Origin of the sequence: Cellulosimicrobium sp. SL-1, assembly GCF_011033075.1 — a bacterium.
Classification (GTDB): domain Bacteria; phylum Actinomycetota; class Actinomycetes; order Actinomycetales; family Cellulomonadaceae; genus Cellulosimicrobium; species Cellulosimicrobium funkei.
In genome coordinates this window covers 103,537-121,194 of sequence record NZ_JAACJC010000009.1, presented here as the reverse complement: position 1 = coordinate 121,194, position 17,658 = coordinate 103,537, and the positions used below count along the sequence as shown (strand labels likewise).

Annotated in this window: 15 protein-coding genes; 9 read left to right on the top strand and 6 right to left on the bottom strand. The window is 75.3% G+C overall.

The annotated features are described in order from the left end of the window. Positions 1 to 63 precede the first annotated feature (63 nt). The gene (locus tag GWJ10_RS14885; protein ID WP_163188294.1) at positions 64 to 3,429 is read left to right on the top strand and encodes a glycosyltransferase; all 3,366 of its coding nucleotides are present in this window, start codon (positions 64 to 66) and stop codon (positions 3,427 to 3,429) included. A 5-nt stretch (positions 3,430 to 3,434) separates the two neighbouring features. Continuing rightward, the gene (locus tag GWJ10_RS14880; protein ID WP_163188292.1) at positions 3,435 to 5,180 is read left to right on the top strand and encodes a DUF5719 family protein; all 1,746 of its coding nucleotides are present in this window, start codon (positions 3,435 to 3,437) and stop codon (positions 5,178 to 5,180) included. Positions 5,181 to 5,187: 7 nt separating this feature from the next. Here the strand turns inward: GWJ10_RS14880 and GWJ10_RS14875 are convergent, their stop codons facing one another. Further along, positions 5,188 to 5,766 (bottom strand): metallopeptidase family protein, encoded by a 579-nt coding sequence (locus GWJ10_RS14875; RefSeq protein ID WP_083711936.1) that lies wholly within the window; start codon positions 5,764 to 5,766, stop codon positions 5,188 to 5,190. 82 nt (positions 5,767 to 5,848) lie between these two features. On the opposite strand from GWJ10_RS14875, the gene GWJ10_RS14870 reads away from it, so the two are divergent. Continuing rightward, on the top strand, positions 5,849 to 6,202 hold the full coding sequence (locus GWJ10_RS14870) for a DUF3499 domain-containing protein (RefSeq protein WP_009863301.1): 354 nt from the start codon (positions 5,849 to 5,851) through the stop codon (positions 6,200 to 6,202). A gap of 1 nt (position 6,203) precedes the next feature. Here the strand turns inward: GWJ10_RS14870 and rfbC are convergent, their stop codons facing one another. After that, the gene (rfbC, locus tag GWJ10_RS14865; protein ID WP_076405935.1) at positions 6,204 to 6,821 is read right to left on the bottom strand and encodes a dTDP-4-dehydrorhamnose 3,5-epimerase; all 618 of its coding nucleotides are present in this window, start codon (positions 6,819 to 6,821) and stop codon (positions 6,204 to 6,206) included. A gap of 38 nt (positions 6,822 to 6,859) precedes the next feature. On the opposite strand from rfbC, the gene rfbD reads away from it, so the two are divergent. Beyond that, on the top strand, positions 6,860 to 7,714 hold the full coding sequence (gene rfbD / locus GWJ10_RS14860) for a dTDP-4-dehydrorhamnose reductase (RefSeq protein ID WP_163188376.1): 855 nt from the start codon (positions 6,860 to 6,862) through the stop codon (positions 7,712 to 7,714). 17 nt (positions 7,715 to 7,731) lie between these two features. On the opposite strand, the gene rfbA is transcribed toward rfbD, so the two are convergent. Next, on the bottom strand, positions 7,732 to 8,595 hold the full coding sequence (gene rfbA / locus GWJ10_RS14855) for a glucose-1-phosphate thymidylyltransferase RfbA (protein ID WP_061267504.1): 864 nt from the start codon (positions 8,593 to 8,595) through the stop codon (positions 7,732 to 7,734). A gap of 121 nt (positions 8,596 to 8,716) precedes the next feature. On the opposite strand from rfbA, the gene rfbB reads away from it, so the two are divergent. Genes rfbB through GWJ10_RS14840 form a run of 3 tightly spaced genes read left to right on the top strand, consistent with a single transcriptional unit; the run spans position 8,717 to position 11,411 of the window. Continuing rightward, positions 8,717 to 9,712, top strand: coding sequence for a dTDP-glucose 4,6-dehydratase (rfbB, locus tag GWJ10_RS14850; RefSeq protein ID WP_163188290.1), 996 nt, complete (start codon positions 8,717 to 8,719; stop codon positions 9,710 to 9,712). 56 nt (positions 9,713 to 9,768) lie between these two features. After that, complete coding sequence (locus tag GWJ10_RS14845) at positions 9,769 to 11,226, top strand: phosphomannomutase/phosphoglucomutase (protein WP_061267531.1); 1,458 nt, start codon at positions 9,769 to 9,771, stop codon at positions 11,224 to 11,226. After that, on the top strand, positions 11,223 to 11,411 hold the full coding sequence (locus tag GWJ10_RS14840; protein WP_061267506.1) for a hypothetical protein: 189 nt from the start codon (positions 11,223 to 11,225) through the stop codon (positions 11,409 to 11,411). Before GWJ10_RS14845 ends, GWJ10_RS14840 begins: the two co-directional genes overlap by 4 nt. A 160-nt stretch (positions 11,412 to 11,571) precedes the next feature. On the opposite strand, the gene GWJ10_RS14835 is transcribed toward GWJ10_RS14840, so the two are convergent. The 3 genes from GWJ10_RS14835 to GWJ10_RS14825 form a co-directional block, all read right to left on the bottom strand. After that, positions 11,572 to 12,507 carry a glycine betaine ABC transporter substrate-binding protein gene (locus GWJ10_RS14835; RefSeq protein WP_163188288.1) on the bottom strand — a complete coding sequence of 312 codons (936 nt, stop codon included), beginning with the start codon at positions 12,505 to 12,507 and terminating at the stop codon, positions 11,572 to 11,574. Positions 12,508 to 12,604: 97 nt separating this feature from the next. Then, positions 12,605 to 13,474: a proline/glycine betaine ABC transporter permease gene (locus GWJ10_RS14830; protein ID WP_061267508.1), complete on the bottom strand. Its 870-nt coding sequence runs from the start codon at positions 13,472 to 13,474 to the stop codon at positions 12,605 to 12,607. Continuing rightward, a complete protein-coding gene (locus GWJ10_RS14825; protein WP_082774388.1) occupies positions 13,471 to 14,832 on the bottom strand; it encodes a glycine betaine/L-proline ABC transporter ATP-binding protein in 1,362 nt (453 codons plus the stop codon). Before GWJ10_RS14825 ends, GWJ10_RS14830 begins: the two co-directional genes overlap by 4 nt. 639 nt (positions 14,833 to 15,471) lie before the next feature. Here GWJ10_RS14825 and ahcY point away from each other — a divergent pair. After that, positions 15,472 to 16,971, top strand: coding sequence for an adenosylhomocysteinase (gene ahcY / locus GWJ10_RS14820; RefSeq protein WP_076406092.1), 1,500 nt, complete (start codon positions 15,472 to 15,474; stop codon positions 16,969 to 16,971). Positions 16,972 to 17,011: 40 nt separating this feature from the next. Then, the gene (locus tag GWJ10_RS14815; protein ID WP_085387527.1) at positions 17,012 to 17,620 is read left to right on the top strand and encodes a hypothetical protein; all 609 of its coding nucleotides are present in this window, start codon (positions 17,012 to 17,014) and stop codon (positions 17,618 to 17,620) included. The last annotated feature ends 38 nt before the right edge of the window (positions 17,621 to 17,658 follow it).

The following is a 17,658-nucleotide window of genomic DNA, read 5'->3' as shown; positions in this document are numbered from 1 at the left end:
CCGCCACACCGGGGCGCGCAAATGCCGCGCCTGGAGCCGTGTCCGTCGCATGATCGACGGGACATGACTTCCTCCGACCTCACCACGTCCGCGCGCAGCGCCCGTCCCGGCGACGTCACGCCGGGGGCCGCCGCGCGCGCCGCCGCCGTGCCGGGCGTCGTCGCGGCACCCGGGATCGTCGCCGCCGTGACCGGCGCGCTCCCCGTCGTGACCACGGTCACGGCGGTCGTCGTGACGCGCGGCCGCACCCCGTTCCTCGCCCACACGCTGGCGGCGCTGCGCGCCCAGACGACGAGCCCGCACGAGGTCGTCGTCGTCGACGCCGCGATCGGCGACGCCAGCAGCGAGCACCAGGGCCTGCAGCTCGGGGACGCACGCTTCGTCGCGGCCCCGCGCGCCCGCTCGTTCGGCGACGCGGTCGACGCGGCGCTCGCGAACGTCGAGCCGGGCACGTGGCTCTGGCTCCTGCACGACGACTCCGCGCCCGCGCCCGACGCGCTCGCCGAGCTGCTGCGGGCCGTCGAGCACTCGAGCGCTGTCGCGGTGGCCGGCCCCAAGCAGGAGCGCTGGGTGCCCGGCACCGACGCGCAGGTGGCGGCGCCGTTCGAGCCGGGTACGGTCAGCCGCCTCGTCGAGGTGGGCGTGACCACGACGCCGCTCGGGCGCCGCCTGACCGGCATCGACGAGGACGAGGTCGACCAGGGGCAGCACGACGTGCGCGAGGACGTGCTCGCCGTCGGGCTCGCCGGGGCGCTCGTGCGGCGGGCCGTGTGGCAGGAGCTCGGCGGCACGGACCCCGAGCTCGGCCCGTTCGGCGACGGCCTGGACCTGTGCCGGCGGGCGCGCCTCGCGGGGCACCGGGTCGTCGTCGTGCCGTCGGCCGTGGTGCGGCACGCGCAGGCGTCCCTGCTCGGCCTGCGCGAGCGTCGGCGCGGGACGACGGCGCTCCCCGCCCCGGACCCCGACGCGTCCTCGGCGGCCCGCCGTCACTCCCAGCTCCACGCGCGGCTCGTCGGCGTCGCGGCGCCGTGGCTCCCGTTCGTCGCGCTCGCGATGGTCGTCGGCGCACCCTTCCACGCCGCGTTCCGGCTGCTCGTCAAGCAGCCGGGGCAGGCCCGGGACGAGCTGCTCGCGCCGCTGTGGGCACTCGTGCGGGTCGGGCCCGTCGTGCGGGCGCGCCGCGTGGCGCGCCGGACCCGGACGCTCCCGCGCCGGGCGCTGCGCCCGCTGCGCGGCACGTGGCGCGAGGTGCTCGTCGAGCGGCGCGACCGCCGCCTCGCGCGTGCCGAGCAGCGGCGCACCGCGTGGGCGCCGACCGACATCGAGCGGCGCGAGCTGCGCGCCCTCGCGGTGCGGCGTCGGGCCGGGCTCGCCGGAGCCGCCGTGGGGCTGGCGGGGTTCACCGCCGTCGTGTTCGGGCCGCTGGCAGGGGCTCTCCTCGCGGGCGGTCGGCTCGTGGGCGGCTCGCTGCTCCCGGCCACCGGGACGCTCGGGGACGTGTGGCGCGCGGCGACGACCGGCTGGGTCACCACGGGGCTCGGCGCACCCGCGCCGGCGGACCCGTTCGTGTCCGCGCTGGTCCCGGCGTCCCTGCTCGCCGGCGGCGCCACGCAGACCGCCGTGAACCTGCTCGTCCCCGCGTGCTTCCTCGCGGCCGGCCTGGGCGCGTGGTTCGCCGCGGGCGCGGTCACGCGCTCCGTGCCGCTCCGCGCCTGGGCGACGCTCGTCTGGGTCGCCGCTCCCGCGCTCCTCACCGCCGTGGGTGCCGGCCGGGTCGGCGCCGTCCTCGTGCACGCGACGCTCCCGTGGCTCGCGCTCGCGGTCGTCCGCGCGCTCGGTCTCCAGCGGCTCGACGTCGTCGCGCCCCCGACGAAGGACGTCGTCCGTCGGGCTGCGCGCCGCGAGCCGGGGTCGCTCGCGGCCGCCGCCACCGCGGGCCTGCTGTTCGCGGTCGCCGTCGCCGGGGCGCCCGTGCTCCTGCCCGTCGGCGTGGTCGTGCTCGTCGTCGTGGCGCTCGGGGTCCGGGCGCACCGCCGCTACCTCGCCCTCGTCCCCGTGCCGGCCCTCGTGCTCTTCGCCCCGTTCCTCGTGCACGTGGCCCGCACCGCGGACGACGGCGGGTGGCGGCTGCTGCTCGCCGACCCGGGCGCGCCGGTCGCGGCCACGCCCGCCGCGCCGTGGCAGCAGCTCCTGGGGCTGCCGACCGCGCCCGAGGCGTGGTTCGGGCTCGACGGGAGCGGCGCGGGCGAGCTCCTCGCGCGCTGGGCTCCGTTCGCCGCCGGCGCGGTCGTCGTGGTGCTCGCCGTGCTCGCCGTGCTGCGCGGCCGGCGTCTGGCCGTGGGGGCGTGGTTCGTCGCGGCGCTCGGGCTGGCCGCCGCCGTCCTCGCCGGGTCGACCGTCGTGGCCGCCGGGGTGTCGCCCGACGCCCCGGTCACGGGGTGGCCCGGCGCCGGGCTGTCGCTCGCGCTGCTCGCCCTGCTTGGCGCCGCCCTCGTCGGCGTCCCGCGGTGGCCCGGTGCCGGCGCCCCGGCCTGGCGCTCGGGCGCCGTCGTCGCGCTCGCCCTGGTCGTCACCCTGCTGCCCCTGGGGGCCGCCGCGTCGTGGACCGTGGGCGTGCTCGACCGGGACGACGCCCGGGTCGGCTCGGTCGTGGCCACGACCGAGCCGGTCGTGCCGCCGGTCGGCCGCCAGATGCAGTCCTCGCCGCGCCAGGCGCGCGTGCTCACCCTGGAGCACGGGCCGGGTGGCGTCGTCGAGTACGCGGCGCTGCGCTCGGACGGTCCGCAGGCGGTCGACTCGTCGGCCGTCGTGCACGCGTGGCAGGCGGCCGACCCCGCGGTGACCGAGGGAGAGCTGCCCCGGCTCGTCGCGGAGCTCGTCTCCGGGACCTCGGCGGACGTCGCCGGCGGCCTGGGCCGTCTGGGCGTCGGGGCGGTGCTCCTGCCGGCGTCCGCGCCGGAGGACCAGGCGCGGGCCGAGCTCGTCGCCCGGCTCGACATGGTGCCCGGGCTCGAGCGCATGACGGAGGGCCGGGCAGCGCTGCTCTGGCGCGTCGTGCCCGAGGGCGGCGAGCCGTCGTGGGCGCGCGTCGAGTCCGCTGCGGGGGTCGAGCCGCTGGCCGCGGACCGCGAGGCGCTGCGCCCGGTCGTCGCGACCGTGCCGGAGGGGGCCGAGGACCGGCAGGTCGTGCTCGCGGAGGACGCGTCGTCCGGGTGGCGCGCCACGCTCGACGGCCGCCCGCTGGGGGCGGTCGACCCGGCGACGACCGGCGGGCTGCAGGCTTTCGCCCTCGGGGCCGACGCCGGGCGGCTCGAGGTGTACCACGCCGCGGACCACCGGTCGGGCTGGATGGCGGCGGCGGGCGTGACCCTGGTCGTGTACGTGCTGCTCGCGGTGCCGGTCCGGCGCCGTCGCGCGGGAACGAGGTAGGAACGGTGAAGACGACGAACGGGACGAGCCCCGACGAGGCTCCGGAGACGGACGCGCGCCCCGGGCGCGCCCGGGCGGTGGTGCGCCGCGTCACGACGACGGGCGCCGGGCTGGTCGGCATCCTGGCGGTGGGTGCGGTCGTCGTGCTCGGGGGCACGGGCGCGGCGCTCCTGCCCGCGGCCCCGGCCCCGGCGGACGCGGTCGAGGAGGTCACGGTCGAGCCCGCCCGAGAGGTCTCGGTCTGCCCGGGACCGGCGCGGCTCACCGACCCGGAGACGGTGGGTGACGCGCAGTTCGGTCCCGCCCCGGTCGGCACGTCCAGCCGGCTGCGCGCGGTGGTCGAGGGCGAGGGGGCCGCCGGGCTCGGCGTTCTCGACGGCGGCGACCTCGAGGAGCAGGAGCTCGCGCCCGGGTCGGGCGCCGACGTCACCGTGGGCGATGTCCAGGACCCCGCGCACGGCACCGTCCTGACCGTGCGCCCCGCCCAGGACTCGTCGCCGCGCGTGGCCGCGTCCGTCGGCTCCGTGACGACCGACGGCGACCTGCGCGGGCTCGCCGCGGCGAGCTGCACGCGGCCGGGCATCAGCCAGTGGCTCGTCGGCGGGAGCACCGAGATCGGCAGCAGCTCCCAGCTCGTGCTCCAGAACCCCGGCCTCACGCCCGCGGTCGTCCAGGTGCAGGTCTGGGGGCAGGGGGGCGAGGTCGCGCTCTCCGGGGGCGGGCAGCAGCTGGTCGGTCCGGGGCAGGAGGTCGTGACCCTGGTCGAGGCAGCGGCTCCCGAGCAGCGCCGCCTCGTCGTCCACGTGGCCGCGTCGGGCGGACTCGTGTCGGCGTACCTGCAGCACTCGACGCTCGACGGCCTGGTGCCGCTCGGCGTCGACCACGTCGTCCCGGGCGGGGAGCCGACGACGGACCTCGCGCTGGCCGGCGTCACGAGCGTCGGGGAGGCGGTCGACGACCCGCACGCGCCGCAGCTGCGCCTGCTCGCCCCCGGCGAGCAGGCCGGGACCGCGCGCGTCACGGTGTACGGGGAGGACGGCGCCGTGCCCCTGCGCGGGGCCGAGGAGGTCGCGCTCGCGCCCGGCGTCGTCACGGACGTGTCGCTCGGCGGCCTGCCCGCGGGCGCGTACGCCGTCTCCGTGCACGCCGACGTCCCCGTCGTCGGCGGTGCGTCCGTCGACCGCCGCGGTGAGCCGGATCCCGACCTGCTCCACGAGGAGCGGCAGTACGACCGCGCCTGGGTCGCGGCGCGACCGCTGCCGTCCCTGACGGACGCGGAGGGCGCCGACGAGAGTGCCGGGTCCACCGACGACACGTCTCCCGCCGGTCAGGTGGCGCTCGTCCCGGGCACGTCCTCCGCGCTCACGCTCGCCGCCGTCCCTGCGGCGCGTGCCGACGAGGACGAGCCGACGGGCTCGCTCGAGCTCCTCGTGCGCGTCTACGACGAGAGCGGCGCGGAGGCGGGCACGACGACCCTGACCCTCCGCGCGGGCACGACGCAGACGCTCGACCCGGCGACGGTGCGGGCGGAGGGGTCCGAGGCCGTCCCCGCGGCGGTGACGGTCGACGTCGTCGGGGAGGACGACGGCCTGCTCCCCGTCTGGTCGCTCACGGCGAGCGCCGGCCCGACGAGCGGCGACGAGGGCGACGGCCTGCCGAGCCTCGTGTCGGTGCTCCTGCCGGTCACGGACGCGCCCGCCGCGCACGAGGTCGCGGTCCGCGCGTCGGACACGGCCGGGCTGGGACGCTAGGCGACGGTCAGCGGTCGCCCGTGTAGCGCGGGTCGATCTCCTCGGGGGTGCGGGCCAGCAGGTGCGCGACCTGCTCGACGAGCACGTCGCGGACGAGGTCCTCGAGGTCCTCGGCGTCGAACGCGCGCGCCTCGACGGGCCGCCGGTAGACCACGATGCGGGCGGGCTGGCCCGACTCGGCCGGGAAGCACCGGCCGAGCGGCACGCCGCCGTCCTCCCAGGGCGCCGGGTCCGACGGCGGGACGTCCTCCACCGCGAACTCCGTCCCGCGCAGCTGCTTCGCCCACGAGCGCTGCACGCGCTCCACGACGTCGAGCACGACGTCGTCGAACTTCTCCGCGCGGGTGCGGCTCGCGGGCGCGGTCGGCGGGAGGAGAGGACCTCGGATGCCGCGTCCCCGGCGGTCGCGCCGTCGTGGCACCGGTCCGTGGCCGCCCGGCCCGGGGGCGCGCGGCGGGATGAGGAGCTCGTCGAACGAGACCGGGGGAGGGGTGACGGCGCTGCGACGCGACCAGCGGTCGCGGGCCCGGCGCCCGGCGCCGGCTGGGTCGGGGCGCGAGCCGGGGGACGAAGAGTTGCCACGCACACCCCGACTCTAGTCGGCCTCCGCCGGAGGCGGGCGGCGTGTGCCGTCCCCAGGACCCCTCCGGAAGGCGTAAGGTCAGGCCGTGAGATCCGTCAGGCAGTGCTCGCGCACGGCGTGCGTCCGTGCCGCCGTCGCGACCCTCACCTACGTCTACGCCGACTCCACGGCGGTCCTGGGCCCGCTCGCGCACCTCGCCGAGCCGCACAGCTACGACCTGTGCGCCGAGCACGCGGAGCGGCTCACCGCCCCGCGCGGCTGGGAGGTCGTGCGCCTGTCGCCGCAGTTCGTCGAGACCGGTCCCAGCGACGACGACCTCTCGGCGCTCGCCGACGCCGTCCGGGAGGCGGGCAAGGTCCGCACCGAGCCGGAGCCGCCGGACGTCACCGAGGTCGGGCGCCGCGGGCACCTGCGGGTCCTGCGCGCCGAGGCCGACTGACCTACGCCTGCAGCGTCCGGACGAACGCGTCGACCTCGTCCGCACGGGGGAGGGCTCCCGCCGCGAGCGCCTCCCGTAGGGACGGCGCCGCCGCGTCCTTGGCGGAGAACGACGGCACGAGGGCGCGCCCGTCCGGGCCGGTGGCCGGCCACTCGATGGCGAGCTCGGGGTCGGTCGGGTCGACGCCGTGCTCCCGCTCGGGGGCGTACCCGCTCGAGCACAGGTAGACGACGGTCGCACCGTCCTCGAGCGCCATGAACGCGTGCCCGACGCCCTCGGGGAGGAACACGGCGCGGCGCTCGTGGGCGTCCAGCAGGACCGCGTCCCAGCGCCCGAAGGCGGGCGACCCGACGCGGAGGTCGACCACGACGTCGAGGACGGACCCCGCGACGCACGTCACGTACTTCGCCTGCCCGGGCGGGACGTCGGCGTAGTGGATCCCGCGCACGACGCCCGCCCTCGAGACCGAGGCGTTCGCCTGGGCGAGGTCGAGGTCGCGCCCTGTCGCCTCGCGCAGGGCTGCGGCCGTGAACCACTCGAGGAAGACCCCTCGGTCGTCGGCGTGCTGACGCGGCAGCAGCTCCCACGCGCCGGGGACGGTGAGCTCACGGACGTTCATGGTGCTCCTCGGTAGGGTGCCGTGCGGAGGTGGTCGTGGTGCGGTGGGCGGTGACAGGGGCCGGCGGGATGCTCGGGACCGAGGTGGTTGCGCTGCTGCGCGCCGGCGGGGAGCCCGTGCGCGCGCTCGACCGCGCGGCGCTCGACGTCACGGACGGGGACGCCGTCACGCGCGCGCTCGCCGGTGCGGACGTCGTGGTGAGCTGCGCGGCGTACACGGCCGTCGACGCCGCCGAGGCGGACGAGGCGACGGCCTTCGCCGTCAACGCCGTCGGGGCCCAGCACGTCGCCCGCGCGGCGGCTCGCCACGGGGCCCGGCTCGTGCACGTGTCGACGGACTACGTCTTCGACGGCGGGCCCGCCGCCGTCGGGGTCCCGTACGCCGAGGACGCGCCGCTGGCGCCCCGGTCCGCCTACGGCCGGACGAAGGCCGCCGGGGAGTGGGCCGTGCGGACCGAGCACCCGGACGCCCTCGTGGTCCGCACGGCGTGGCTCTACGGCGCGCACGGCGCGTGCTTCCCGCGGACGATCGCCCGGGTGGCGCGCGAGCGCGGAGCGCTCGAGGTCGTCGACGACCAGGTGGGGCAGCCGACGTGGGCCCGCGACCTCGCCGACCTCGTCGTGCGGCTCGTGCGGTCCTCCGCCCCGGGCGGCGTCTACCACGGCACGGCGCAGGGCCGGGCGTCCTGGTGGGACCTCGCCCGCGAGGTCGTCGCCGCGGCCGGGCTCGACCCGGCGATCGTCCGCCCCGTCCCCAGCGCCGCGTCCGCGCGCCCCGCGCCGCGGCCGGCGTGGTCCGTGCTCGGTCACGAGGCGCTGCGCCGGGCCGGCGTCGAGCCCGTCGGCGACTGGCGCGAGCGCTGGGTCGTCGCAGCGGCCGGCGTGCTCGCCTGAGCCTCGTCCCCGGGCGCTCACGCGTCGAGCAGCGACAGCAGGTAGGTGCCGTAGCGCGACCGGCCCAGCGCGGCCGCACGCTCGCGCAGGCCGTCGTCGTCGAGGAACCCGCGGCGCCACGCGACCTCCTCGGGGGCCCCGATCTTCAGGCCCTGCCGGTTCTCGATCGTGCGGACGAAGTCGCTCGCGTCGAGGAGCGAGTCGACCGTCCCGGTGTCGAGCCAGGCGGTCCCGCGCGGCAGGACCTCGACCTGGAGACGGCCCTCGCGCAGGTAGTGCAGGTTCACGTCCGTGATCTCGTACTCGCCGCGCGCCGAGGGCCGCAGCGAGCGGGCGACGTCGACGACGTCCGCCGAGTAGAAGTACAGGCCCGGCACCGCGTAGCTGCTCCGCGGGTGCGCGGGCTTCTCCTCGATGCTCAGGGCGCGTCCCGATCCGTCGAACTCGACCACGCCGTACGCCGTCGGGTCCGAGACGCGGTAGGCGAAGACGGCGCCGCCGTCGATCGCGGCGAACCGCTGGAGCCGGTCGCCGAGGCCGGGCCCGTAGAAGATGTTGTCGCCGAGGACGAGCGCGGCGGAGTCCCCGTCGAGGAAGTCCGCGCCGAGCACGAACGCCTGGGCGAGCCCGTTCGGCTCCGCCTGCACCGCGTAGGAGATGGAGATGCCGAACTGCGAGCCGTCGCCGAGCAGGCGCGTGAACGCGGCGGCGTCGTGCGGCGTCGTGATGACGAGCACGTCCCGCACCCCGGCCAGCAGCAGCGTGGAGAGCGGGTAGTACACCATCGGCTTGTCGTAGACGGGCAGGAGCTGCTTGCTCACCCCGAGCGTGATCGGGTGCAGGCGCGTGCCCGCTCCTCCTGCCAGGACGATCCCCTTCATCCCGGCAGGCTCTCACGACAGCCCCGTGCCGCGGCGGGTGAAATGCCGCCGCGGACCCCGGGGCCGGGGCCCGCCGTCGATAGACTCGCCGCGCCAGGAGGACGGATCGAGGAGGTCGGCTGTGCGGGTGCTCGTGACCGGCGGCGCCGGCTTCATCGGGGCGAACTTCGTGCATCGCACGGTCGAGACGCGGCCCGACGCCGCGGTGGTCGTGCTCGACGCCCTGACGTACGCGGGGGACGCGCGGTCCCTCGACCCGGTGCGCGACCGCGTCGAGCTCGTCGAGGGCGACGTCGCGGACGCCGACCTGGTGGACCGGCTCGTGGGCGAGGCCGACCTCGTGGTCCACTTCGCCGCGGAGTCGCACAACGACAACTCCCTGCGGGACCCGTCCCCGTTCGTCCGGACCAACGTGCTCGGCACGTTCACCCTGCTCGAGGCGGTGCGCCGCCACGACGTGCGGCTGCACCACGTCTCGACGGACGAGGTGTACGGCGACCTCGAGCTCGACGACGTCGCGCGCTTCACGGAGTCGACCCCGTACAACCCGTCGTCGCCCTACTCCTCGACGAAGGCGTCGAGCGACCTGCTGGTGCGGGCGTGGGTGCGCTCGTTCGGCGTGCGCGCGACGATCTCGAACTGCTCGAACAACTACGGGCCGTACCAGCACGTCGAGAAGTTCATCCCGCGGCAGATCACCAACCTGCTCGACGGTGGGCGTCCCAAGGTCTACGGGGCGGGTGCGAACGTGCGGGACTGGATCCACGTCGACGACCACAACGACGCGGTGTGGGCGATCGTCGAGCGGGGTGCCGTGGGCGAGACCTACCTCGTCGGGGCGGACGGCGAGCGGTCCAACCTGCAGGTAGTCCAGGACCTGCTCGAGATCTTCGGCCGCGACCGCGACGACTACGAGCTCGTCGCCGACCGTGCGGGGCACGACCTGCGCTACGCGATCGACGCCACGCGACTGCGGACCGAGCTGGGATGGGAGCCCGCCTTCACCTCGTTCGGCGACGGTCTCTCCCGGACGGTGGACTGGTACCGCGAGCACGAGGAGTGGTGGCGCCCGGCGAAGGCGCGGACCGAGGAGCGGTACGCGGCGGCCGGGCAGTAGCCCGCGCAGCAGCCGTCGCCGTCGCACGCGGTGCACCCGCGGATAGGGTGGGTCGCGTGAGCACCGACCTCTCCCACCTCATCAAGGCGTACGACGTCCGCGGTACCGTCCCGGACCAGCTGAACCCGGAGGTGGCCCGGGCCGTCGGCGCGGCGTTCGCGCGGGCCGTGGTGCTGCCGGAGGCCCCGGCGGGCACGCGGGCCAGCGCCGTGCTGGGGCACGACATGCGCGACTCGGGCCCGGAGCTCGTCGACGCGTTCGCCGCGGGGCTCACGGCCGCGGGGGTCGACGTGACGCGCATCGGGCTGTGCTCGACGGACGGTCTCTACCACGCGTCCGGGGTGCTGGGCGTCCCCGGGGCCATGTTCACCGCGAGCCACAACCCCGCCGTCTACAACGGCATCAAGCTGTGCCGCGCGGGCGCGCGCCCGGTCGGCCAGGACTCGGGCCTGATCGACGTACGGACCCTCGCGGAGGGGTACCTGGACGACGGCCTCCCGCCCGCCGCCGAGGAGCCCGGCACCGTCACGGACCGCGACATGCTCGCGGAGTACGCGGCGTTCCTGCGCGGTCTCGTCGACCTGTCGGGGATCCGGCCGCTCAAGGTCGTCGTCGACGCCGGCAACGGGATGGGCGGGCACACCGTGCCGGCCGTGCTGGGCACGGGGGCGGGACTGCCCGCCCTGCCGCTCGACGTCGTCCCGCTCTACTTCGAGCTCGACGGCACGTTCCCGAACCACGAGGCGAACCCGCTGGACCCGAAGAACCTCGTGGACCTGCAGGCGGCCGTGGTCGAGCACGGGGCCGACCTCGGGCTCGCGTTCGACGGCGACGCCGACCGCTGCTTCGTCGTGGACGAGCGCGGCGAGCCGGTCTCCCCGTCCGCCGTCACGGCGCTGGTCGGCCTGCGGGAGGTCGCGAAGGAGCTCGAGGCCGGGCGCACCCCCACCGTGATCCACAACCTCATCACCTCGCGCGCCGTCCCCGACTTCCTCGGGGCGGCCGGCGCGCGCACGGTCCGCACGCGCGTGGGCCACTCGTTCATCAAGGCGCAGATGGCGGAGCACGACGCCGTGTTCGGGGGCGAGCACAGCGCCCACTACTACTTCCGCGACTTCTTCTTCGCGGACACCGGGATGCTGGCGGCGATGCACGTCCTGGCCGCCCTCGGGTCGCAGCCGCACGCGCTGTCCGACCTCGCGGAGATGTACGAGCCCTACGTCGCCTCGGGGGAGATCAACTCGACCGTGGCGGACGTCCCGGCGGCGCGTGCGCGCGTCGTCGAGGCGTACGTGACGCAGCAGGGGGCCGGCCCCGTCGAGGTCGACGAGCTCGACGGCCTGACGGTCTCGCACTGGGGCTCCCACCCGCAGTGGTGGTTCAACCTGCGGGCGTCCAACACGGAGCCGCTCCTGCGGCTCAACGTCGAGGCCGCTGACGAGGACATCATGGAGAAGGTGCGCGACGACGTCCTGTCGCTCGTGCGCACGGACGACGACGAGGAGCGAGCATGAGCCTGCAGATCGACCCCTGGGTGCGCGAGGCGCTGCGGTGCCCGGTGACGGGCGCCCGCCTCGTGGACGGGACGAGCCCCTCCGGCGAGCCGGAGCTGCACTCGACCGACCCGGCGCGTCCGCTCGCGTACCCCGTGCGCGACGGTATCCCGGTGCTGCTGGAGGACGACGCGCGCGAGCTCTGAGGGCGCCGCGTCCCGCTGCACGACCGAAGGCCGGCCCCCGCGAGGGAGCCGGCCTTCGGCGTCGGGCACCGAGGGTGCCCGCACGGCTGCGGCGAACCGGGACCGCAGCCCGTCCGGGACGGGCCCTGCCGGGTCCGTCGGAGCGCGGGTGGTTGAGGCGTCAGACGCCCGCGGCCTCCTTGAGGTCGTCGACGAACGACGGGTTCTCCTCGAGCCACGCCTCGACGGCGGCCTGCTCGTCGGCGTACTCGTCGGAGTTGAACATCATGTTCTCGAGCGAGAACAGCTGCTCGTCGTCGAGGGAGAACGCGCCGAGCAGCTTCGTCAGCGTCGGGTAGCGCTCCTCGAAGTCGGCCGAGCCCCACATGTGGATCTTCTCCGCCTCGCCGAGAGCGCCCTCGGGGTCCTCGAGGTCGCGGACGGGGAACTCGTCGTAGGCCCAGTGCGGGCGCCACAGCGTGACCGCGATGTTCTCGCCGGCGTCGGTCGCGCCCTTGAGCTCGGCGAGCATCGCGGGGGTGGAGGAGATGGAGTAGTCCATGTCCTCGAGGCCGTAGGTGGGGATGACCTGGTCCTGGGTGATCTCGGTCAGGCCGGCGCCCGCCTCGATGCCGACGAGCTTGTTGCCGTACTCGTCGGACATGGCCGCGAGGTCCTCGAGGGACTGCGCGGGCGAGTCCTCGTTCACCGCGATGGTGAGCTTGGCGTCGTCGTACCAGTAGCCGAGGTCGGTGATCTCGCCGCCGTACTTCTTCTCGTACGACGCGTGCGTGTAGGGCAGCCAGACGTCGAGCGTGAGGTCGAAGTCCCCGCCGACGAGGCCGGTGTACACGACGCCGACGTCGGCGGTCTGCGTCGACACGTCGTAGCCCTCGTCCTCGAGGATGGTGGTCCACAGGTGGGAGACGGCGATGCCCTCGTCCCAGCCGGACGGGATGCCGATGGAGACCGACGTCTCGTCCTCGCCGGTGGAGGAGGCGCCGTCGCCGGAGCCGCCCGAGCCGGAGTCGGACGCGCAGCCGGTGAGCGCGAGACCGAGGACGGCGGTCGCGGCGACGGCGGCGGTGCGGGTGGTGCGCTTGCGTGCGGGGGTCATGCGTTCCTTCCGTGGGCCGTGAGGCCCGGTCGGGGTGCCCCACGACGGTGCGTGGGAGGGGGTCCCGGCATGCGGCCGGGGACGGTGGGTGGCGCGGTCAGACGCGCGCCGCGGCGAGGGCACGCGCCACGGGGGCGCGGTCGCCGAGCGCGGAGGTCACGCGGTCGAGGAACATCGCGAGGATGACGACGGCGAGGCCTGCCTCGAACCCGAGCGCCACGTCGACGCGCTGGAGCGCGGCGACGACGTCCTCGCCCAGGCCGCCGGCGCCGACCATGCCGGCGATGACGACCATGGAGAGCGAGAGCATGATGACCTGGTTGACGCCCGCCATGATCGTGGGCAGGGCGAGCGGGAGCTGGATCTGGCGCAGGATGCGGCCGGGGGTCGAGCCGAACGCCTGGCCGGCCTCGACCACCTCCTTGTCGACCTGCCGGATGCCCAGCTCGGTGAACCGGACGCCGGGCGCCATGGCGAAGACGATCGTCGCGATGATCCCGGGCACGGGCCCGGTGAGGAAGATGACGACGGTCGGGATGAGGTAGACGAACGCCGGCATGGTCTGCATGAAGTCGAGCACGGGCCGCACGACGGCGGAGACGCGGTCGTTGCGCGCGGCCCAGATGCCGAGCGGGATCGCGATCGCGATCGCGAGGACGGCGGACAGCAGGACGAGCGCGAGGGTGTCCATCGCGTTGTCCCACTGGTTCACGCCCGCGATGAGGACGAAGCCGACGAGCGTGCCGACCGCGAGCCGCCAGCCCTTGACGAAGAACGCCAGCGCGGCGAGGGCGATCGCGACGACCCAGAACGGCGGGCCGGACAGCACGGCGTCGAGCCCGTCGTAGACGCCCACGAGGACGTCCTTGATGAACCGGAAGAGCGGGCGGAACGTGGTGGTGACCCAGCCGACGAAGGCGTCGACCCACTCGCCGAGCGGGATGCGGGGGACGAGGGTGTCGTTCACGCGGCACCGCCTTCCGTCGGGGCGGCCGCGAGCGGGGCGGAGCCCTCCGCCGCCGCGTCCTGGACGACGGGCGTCTGCCCGAGGTCGATCTCGCCGGTCTTCGGCTGGTCGCCGGGGACCATGGCCTCGAGGAGCGTGACGCGGGGGACGACGCCGACGAGGCGGCCCTGCTCGTCCGTGACCGCGACGGGCAGAGGCGACTCCGCGGCGGGGGCGAAGACCTCCGCGAGCGGGGTGTCGGGAGAGACGGGCGCGACGCCCTGGCGCACGAGCCCGTCGAGGCTGTCCTGGCCCTTCTTCAGGGCGGCGACCGCGTCCTCGTCGCGCACGACGCCCTGGAGGCGGCGCTGGCGGTCGACGACGTACGCGGCCGAGACCTGCGCCTCGCGCATCGTGCGGCTCGCCTGGCGGGGACCGCCGGAGAGCGGGACGACGACGGCGGGGCGCACCATGACGGACGAGGCCGTGAGGACGCGCGTGCGGTCCACGTCGGCGACGAACTGGGCGACGTAGTCGTTCGCGGGGTCGGACAGGATCTGCTCGGCGGTGCCGATCTGCACGATCCGGCCGTCGCGCATGACGGCGATCCGGTCCCCGAGGTGCATCGCCTCGTTGAGGTCGTGCGTGATGAAGACGATCGTCTTGCCGAGCGTCTGCTGGAGCTCGAGGAGCTGCTCCTGCATCTCGCGCCGGATGAGCGGGTCGAGCGCGGAGAACGCCTCGTCCATGAGCAGGACGTCGGTGTCGGCGGCGAGCGCGCGGGCGAGCCCGACGCGCTGGCGCATGCCGCCGGAGAGCTGCGAGGGCAGGGAGTCCTCCCAGCCGCCGAGCCCGACGAGGCCGAGCGCGGTGCGGGCCTTCTCGCGGCGCTCCGCCTTGCCGACGCCCTGGATCTCCAGGGGGTAGGCGGCGTTGTCGAGCACGGTGCGGTGGGGCAGGAGCGCGAAGTGCTGGAAGACCATCGACACGTGCTTGCGGCGCAGCGCGCGCATCTGCTTGGCGTCGGCCTGGGCGAGATCGGTGCCGCCGAGCAGCACGTGCCCGGACGTCGGCTTCCACAGCCCGTTGAGCATGCGGATGAGCGTCGACTTGCCGGAGCCCGAGAGGCCCATGACGACGAAGATCTCGCCCTGCTTCACGTCGAACGACGCGTCGATGACCGCGGCGGTGCCGAGCGGCTTGACGTCGTCGCGGCTCGCGCCCTGCTCGAGGCGGCGGATCGCCTCGACGGGGCGGCGCCCGAAGACCTTGTAGACGTCGCGGACCGAGAGCGCGGTCGCGCGCTCGTCGGTGCCGACGGTCGCGGCGCCGGCGTGCGCGGCCGGGTCGGTCGGCACGGGTGTGCTGAGAGCTGTCATGCGGTGGGTGTCGCCACCTTCCGGTCGTGGACCAGCGTCACGCCCCTCCGGAGCACCCGGGTGCGGGCGCTCGACGAGAGGGCACGGCAGGAGGCCCCGGGTGCGAGGACGTCCTCCCTGGGGTGGCGCGTCCGGCCGGTTGCCCCCGCAGGGGCCGGCGCACACAGGGCCTCACGCTGATCCGATGTCAATCGGTTCGCGCCCACCCTGCCTGATTCGAGGTTCAACTTCTACCCAGGACCCCCGCACCAGGGGCGATTCCAGGACGATTCTTGACCGAGCATCGTTGGAATGGCGCGGATGACGGCGGAACCGGGATCGTTATCCCTTCGTGATCTTGAGATGGTCAAGCGTTCGTGTTACGCGCGCGCCCGGGCGCGCGCGCCGGACGAACGGTGGTGCTGCGGGCGCGGGTGGTCCGCGCCCCGGCCGGACGGCGTCGTCCTCGGTAGGCTGGTGCCGGGCGGGCCGCGGTCCCGTCCCGCGCGGACGGGAGCCCCCAGCGCAGCAACCGACCAGTCATCGGGAGCCACCGCGGAGCCGGTACCACCGGCTCCGCCGGCACCGAGAACGCACAGGAGAACCATGTCCACCACAGCGCAGGCCCCGACCTCCGGCGCCACCCCCGGCTTCGACGAGATCCCCGGCCGGTACAAGGTCCGCGACCTGTCCCTGGCCGAGGCGGGCCGCCACCAGCTCCGCCTCGCCGAGCACGAGATGCCCGGCCTCATGGCGCTGCGCGCCGAGTACGGGGACTCGCAGCCGCTCGCGGGCGCCCGCATCGCCGGCTCCCTGCACATGACCGTGCAGACGGCCGTCCTCATCGAGACGCTCGTCGCGCTCGGCGCGCAGGTGCGCTGGGCGAGCTGCAACATCTTCTCGACGCAGGACGAGGCGGCGGCCGCCGTCGTCGTCGGGCCGCACGGGACGCCCGAGGACCCGCAGGGCGTCCCGGTGTTCGCGTGGAAGGGCGAGAGCCTCGAGGAGTACTGGGACTGCACCGAGCAGATCCTCGTGTGGCCGGGGGACGAGTCGCCCAACCTCATCCTCGACGACGGCGGCGACGCCACGATGCTCGTCCACCTGGGCCTGCAGTACGAGCGCGCGGGCGTCGTCCCGCCGGACACGCTCCCGGGCGAGCCCGACCACACCCACGAGATGAACGTCGTGCGCGGGGTGCTGCGCCGCGCGCTCGAGGCCGACCCGCTGCGCTGGACGACGATCGCGCAGGAGATCCAGGGCGTCACCGAGGAGACGACGACGGGCGTGCACCGCCTCTACCAGCTCGCCGAGTCGGGCGAGCTGCTCTTCCCGGCGATCAACGTCAACGACTCGGTCACCAAGTCGAAGTTCGACAACAAGTACGGCATCCGCCACTCGCTGCCCGACGGCATCAACCGCGCGACCGACGTCCTCATGGGCGGCAAGGTCGCGTTCGTCGCGGGCTACGGCGACGTCGGCAAGGGCGCGGCCGAGGCGTTCCGCGGCCAGGGCGCGCGCGTCATCGTGTCCGAGGTCGACCCGATCTGCGCGCTCCAGGCCGCGATGGACGGCTACCAGGTCGCCCGGATCGAGGACGTGCTCGGCGAGGCCGACTTCTTCATCACGACCACGGGCAACAAGGACGTCATCCGCGCCGAGCACCTCGTCGCGATGAAGGACAAGGCCGTCGTCGGCAACATCGGCCACTTCGACAACGAGATCGACATGGCCGGCCTCGCCGAGGTGCCCGGGGTGTCGCGCACCGAGATCAAGCCCCAGGTCCACGAGTGGACGTTCGCGGAGCCGGGCCCCGACGGCCAGCCCGCGGGCCGCTCGGTCGTCGTGCTGTCCGAGGGCCGCCTGCTCAACCTGGGGAACGCGACGGGCCACCCGTCGTTCGTCATGAGCAACTCGTTCTCGAACCAGGTGATCGGCCAGATCGAGCTCTACCAGGACGCGACGGCCGCCGCGCGCGAGGGGCGCGAGCGCGCCTACGCGCGCCAGGTCTACCGGCTGCCCAAGGTGCTCGACGAGAAGGTCGCGCGCCTGCACCTCGACGCGCTCGGCGTCCGGCTCACCGAGCTCTCGCCGTCCCAGGCGGACTACCTGGGCGTCCCCGTCGAGGGGCCGTACAAGCCGGAGCACTACCGCTACTGAGCACCGACCCGAGTCGTCCGGCACGCGCCGAGGAGGTCGCATGGACCCGTCGTCCGACGAGCGCACGCCGGTCGTGCCCTCGCCCCCCGCGGGCGAGGGCACGGCGGGGCCGGCCGACGAGGTGCGCGACGAGCCGCCGCCCGGCCGGGTGCGGCCGCTGTGGCACCGCGTGGGCGACCGCTGGGAGCGCGAGCCCCCGCACGACCTCCTGTACGGCGCGATCGTCGCGGGGTTCGTCATGGCGGTCTCCAGCGTGCACGCGCCGACGGGCGACCGCGTCGTGCTCGCGACGACCCTCGTGGCGGTGGGCTACTGGCTCGCGCACTGCTACGTGGACGCGGTGAGCGGACGCTTCCACGACACCGGGCACTCGCTGTGGGGCCGCACGGTCGTCGCGCTGCGGTCCAACGTCGGGGTGCTCCTCGGCGCGCTCCCCGGGATCGTCGTGTACCTCGTGGCGCTCGCGGCCGGGCTCGACGCCGAGGGCGCCGCCCTCGTCGCGGTGTGGTTCACCGTCGTCCTGCTCGGTGTGGTGGGGTTCCTCGCCGCGTACCGCGCGGGGGCGCGCGGAGGCCTGCTGGTGGGAGAGACGCTGCTCGCCGCGGCGTTCGGCGGCGTGGTCATCGCGGTCAAGTACCTGCTGCACTGACGGCAGGCACGGGGGTTGTCCCCACCCGGGTGCGGCGG

Excerpts from the sequence above, each read along its gene's own strand:
- GWJ10_RS14885 (WP_163188294.1), top strand. The coding sequence starts at position 64 with ATGACTTCCTCCGACCTCACCACGTCCGCGCGCAGCGCCCGTCCCGGC.
- rfbC (WP_076405935.1), bottom strand. The coding sequence starts at position 6,821 with ATGAACGTCCGTGAGCTCACCGTCCCCGGCGCGTGGGAGCTGCTGCCG.
- rfbA (WP_061267504.1), bottom strand. The coding sequence starts at position 8,595 with ATGAAGGGGATCGTCCTGGCAGGAGGAGCGGGCACGCGCCTGCACCCG.
- GWJ10_RS14840 (WP_061267506.1), top strand. The coding sequence starts at position 11,223 with ATGAGCCTGCAGATCGACCCCTGGGTGCGCGAGGCGCTGCGGTGCCCG.
- GWJ10_RS14835 (WP_163188288.1), bottom strand. The coding sequence starts at position 12,507 with ATGACCCCCGCACGCAAGCGCACCACCCGCACCGCCGCCGTCGCCGCG.
- GWJ10_RS14825 (WP_082774388.1), bottom strand. The coding sequence starts at position 14,832 with ATGACAGCTCTCAGCACACCCGTGCCGACCGACCCGGCCGCGCACGCC.
- GWJ10_RS14815 (WP_085387527.1), top strand. The coding sequence starts at position 17,012 with ATGGACCCGTCGTCCGACGAGCGCACGCCGGTCGTGCCCTCGCCCCCC.